We start from the raw sequence: 4,616 nt of genomic DNA on the forward strand, positions 1-4,616 counted from the left end.
TGTGCTTTTACCCCCTGGATGACCAAATTGTGAATCATACCCTGACCAAAAATTAACGACATTTCAAGGGTTATAGCCTAAACATCACATAAAAGTTTGCATAAAATTATGGCCGCGTGTCCTGATTGTGAATCATAATAAAGCCTAGAGTTGTCATAACTAAAAAGAGAAAACTTCTCCCGAATAATTCTCTAAAAATCACTCTTAGATACAACTTAGATGACAAAATATGGTTCAAAATGACTAAGATATGATTCAATGCGCGTTGATAAGTATTTTTAGGAGACTGTAGTGAAGCAACAAAGCCGTCCTTGTATCACATAGATCACGCCAAGGAGGTGAGGCTCAAATGAACGAATTCGAGTTTGAAGATTGGTGTAGGCAACAGCAACTAGCAACCCACACCATTGATTTGATTGCACAGATAAGGAAATCCCCACCCTCACGTCGGGTGCAAGGACGAACCAAGAACGTTTGTGGCGTGTATCCTAGTTCTAAAATGGGGGTCACAATTCAATTCGAGAGCCATACAGTGGAATTGTGGGCGATTTACCTGATGGAACACGACCCACAAGTTTTAGAGTTCTACGACCAGCCACCACCATTCAAAATCCAGTATAAAAATCAAGCAGGGCGTAATATCGGTCATTATCATACCCCTGACTTTTTTGTATTACGTGATGATGGTGCTTGCTGGGAGGAGTGGAAAACAGTTAAGGAACTAGAGAAATTAGCACAAAAATATCCTGGGCGTTATCAAAAAACAGCATCCGGTCATTGGCGTTGCCCACCAGGAGAAGCACACGCATCACAATTTGGTCTAAAATACTGCGTTCGTACTGATGCCGAATTGAATCCCGTTTTTACCCAGAACTTAATGTTTTTGTCAGATTACTTGGGATTTAAATCAAATTTGACAACAGATGTACACTCGACAGTTCTGGCTTACTTGGAAGCAAATCCAGGAATAACGATTGCGGCATTGCTACAAGAATTAAATGATGTATGTGCCAATGACATATACATCATGATTGCAACTGAGCTTCTGTACGTGGATTTGTCTGCTGTCCCCTTAGTGGAACATTGGCGGACGCGACTATGGGTAAGTCAACAAACTCATAACGCTTATACACACGCATCTGTTGTATCTGTGACTACAAAGAACGCTCCCAATAGTCCTACAACACTCCTACCTAACACAGCCCTTGAGTGGGATTCGGCGCTATGGACTTTAGTTAACTATGGCGAGACCACAACCACGCTATTACCAGAGTCAGGCTTCCCAATACAGTTGCCTACAGCATTTTTTCTCCAGTTATTCGACAGTGGCACCATTAAAATCCATAACGGAGTTACAGATGTAACAATAAATGAAACAGTACGTACTTTAATGGATACTGCCAGTCCGGCTTCCTTAAAAGAAGCGAACCGAAAATTTAATATAGTACAAGCATATTTCCAGCGCCATACAGATATCTATCAAGACATCAAAGAGCGTACTTTGCGTAGATGGGTACAACAGTTCCGTGAAGCAGAAGCAAGTTTAGGTTGTGGTTATGTTGGGTTGCTACCACGGACACATCAGCAAGGGAATCGTCAACCAAAATCGCCCACAGATTCAAGTGAATTATTAGATAAATTTATTAAAGAGCATTTTGAAACACCAAGACAAGCGACAGGTGCTTCAGTATATCGGGCGTATGTCAGAGCCTGTACAGCATTAAATATACAACCCCTTAGTAACCGCACTTTCTACCAGCGTTTAAAAAAGCGCCCAACCCATGAGCAGACATTAAAGCGTCAGGGAGCAAAAGCCGCATACGCAACAGAGCCTTTTGTCTGGGAACTAGCTTTAAATACACGTCCTCACGGAAACCGGCCTCTGGAGATAGTCCATATCGACCATACCGAACTCGATATTGAATTACGCTCACAAGCTACAGGTCGGCTACTTGGGCGACCTTGGCTAACATTACTGACCGATGCCTATTCCCGGCGAATCTTGGCAGTTTATCTGACTTTTGATGCACCTTCTTACAGGTCTTGCATGATGGGGCTACGTATTTTAGTCCAGCGCCAAGGTCGTTTTCCCTCAACATTGGTTGTAGATGGTGGCAAAGAATTTCACAGTATATACTTTGACACCTTGCTGGCACGCTACCACTGCACCAAGAAAACAAGACCTGGTGGCAAACCCCGCTTTGGGTCGGTAATTGAACGATTATTTGGGACGACAAATACTGAGTTTATCTATAACCTACTAGGTAATACCCAAGCAAGTAAACAGCCCCGCCAACTCACCAAAACTGTTGACCCAAAACAGTTAGCTGTTTGGAATTTGGGAGATTTATATACTTACCTGACCCAGTGGGCTTACTCCATTTACGACTCAAATCATCATGACTCATTAGGTGCGTCTCCAGGCGTTGTTTATAACGAAGGGTTGTCAATTGCAGGAGAACGCTTGCACCGAAGAATTGCTTATAACGAAGAGTTCCTCATGGCAACACGTCCTTCCACCCCCAAAGGTCAGGCGAAAGTTCAGCCGGGACAAGGGGTTAAAGTCAATTATCTCTACTATTGGAGTGATGCTTTCCGCAATCCAAATGTTGAAAAAACATTAGTACCAGTACGCTACGACCCTTTTGATATGGGAGTTGCTTACGCCTATGTTGACGGGCGTTGGGTGAGATGTATCTCTCAGTATTACAGTACTTTCGTTGGACGCACTGAAAAAGAAGTGTTGTTAGCCGCACAAGAAATTAGGCAATTGAACAAACGTAGCGCTATTGCGACAAATTTGAACGCTAAACATTTAGCTGACTTCATTGCCAATGTCCAAGAACATGAAGCCCTGTTGCTGCAAAGATTGCGTGATTTAGAAAGTAAACCCTTACTAGACAATTTAACGTCGAGTCATTCTTCTCTTCCATCAGTAAACCAAGTTCATTCAACGTTGACTGTATTGGCACAACAAAGTGAAGATGTTGCATCGCAGCACGTACCATCTCGAAACGTTGAACCGTTGGATGTAAGTTCACTGCCAATATTAGGGGAATACAAATAGATGGATTTAAACAGGAACGCTCGCGATGACATCAACTTACTTGCTCAATTTAAGGAGTATGCAGTTTTACATCCACAGTTAGCACGGGTAGATATGCTGCTCATGCGTGCGATTCGAGAACCTGCTGGATTTGCTCATGTGTTGGTGTATGGGCCAAGCGGTGTGGGCAAGACGACGATGATACGGCAAATTGCCCAACGTTTAAATGCTTCTCACAGTGAGGATTCTGTATCAAATGACTCAAGTTACCGCAACGGTTATGTACCTCAATTACCTCTTTTGCTGATAGAGACACGTCCACCTGACGGTGGGGTGTTTAATCGAACTGACTATTACCGGACTGCGCTCAAGCTTTTGAACGAGCCATTCTACGAGCGTCGTAGCATTGTAGACATTGATACGTCGGAGGCATGGGAGAAAAAAGGGCGTGGACGTAGTAGCAAAACTTCCCAGTTTAATGATTCTCCAGAACTGCGCCACGCATTAGAAGAAGCGATGACCAAACGTGGTGTACGTGCGGTTATTCTGGATGAAGCGCAACATTTAATGAAGATTGGAACTGGAAGTAATGCTGGCAAGCTTTTAGATCAGTTGGACTGGATTAAATCCATGACCAATGTTACGGGTGTTTTACACATCCTGATTGGTACTTACGAACTGTTAAATTTTCGGAATTTAAGTGGTCAAGCATCCCGGCGCGGTCTGGATATCCACTTTCCACGATATTTGTACCAAAATGAACAAGACCGTTTGGATTTTCAGGCAGCGTTATTAGCACTCCTCAAGCAAGTACCTCTATCTACTAATATTCCCGAATTAATGCAGCATTGGCTTTACTTCTATGAACATTCTATTGGCTGCCTTGGAGTACTAAAAGACTGGCTTATCCGAACTGTGGCGGCGGCATTAGATGATGGCAATGTTGCTTTAACTTTAAAACAATTACACGAACATACCCTAACGCTAGCGCAGTGTGAACGCATGGCAATAGAAGCAACTGAGGGCGAACAAAAACTTAGCTATATGGAGAGCCGCCGCGAACACTTATGGCATTTGCTACAAATAGGAATGGGTTCAACCGATGTACCGACTAATGCAGTCCCCCCTGAAACTCCGTTCGTCGGTAGTGAAATCACTTCATCGAAAACAGAGTCACCACCTAAAACAAAGCGGACTCGGAAAAAGCCAAACGTACCTGCACCAAAAGAATTTACGACCACAACAGCAAACGATATCCCCGTAGAGCCAGCCCCGAAGAAAAAGCAGACTAGCAAGAAAACTACATCTACTCAAACACTTGAAATTACTGAAACGCCACTTAGTAATTCTAGTACTGACCTTCAGGCGATAACCCAGGACACGCAACAGCAAACAGATAAGAGCCGTGAGAAAAAGTCAGGCACACGGGTTGGACAACGCAAACCCAAGCGAGACACTATTGGGCATGAATCACAGTCAACGACATAAGAATGATAATCATGCGGGTGGGGGAAGAAGCTGCCGTAGGCAGCTTCTTCCCATTCTCTTTATTAATGAGACAAGGGTGAGC

The 4,616-nt window shown here is 43.6% G+C and carries 2 protein-coding genes; both read left to right on the top strand.

The annotated features are described in order from the left end of the window. Positions 1 to 349 precede the first annotated feature (349 nt). Complete coding sequence (locus LC653_RS44805; RefSeq protein ID WP_229501675.1) at positions 350 to 3,067, top strand: TnsB C-terminal domain-containing protein; 2,718 nt, start codon at positions 350 to 352, stop codon at positions 3,065 to 3,067. Continuing rightward, positions 3,068 to 4,534, top strand: a complete 1,467-nt coding sequence (locus tag LC653_RS44810) for an ATP-binding protein (protein ID WP_229501676.1) — start codon at positions 3,068 to 3,070, stop codon at positions 4,532 to 4,534. The last annotated feature ends 82 nt before the right edge of the window (positions 4,535 to 4,616 follow it).

This window comes from Nostoc mirabile CHAB5784, from assembly GCF_020829645.1.
GTDB lineage: Bacteria > Cyanobacteriota > Cyanobacteriia > Cyanobacteriales > Nostocaceae > Nostoc > Nostoc mirabile.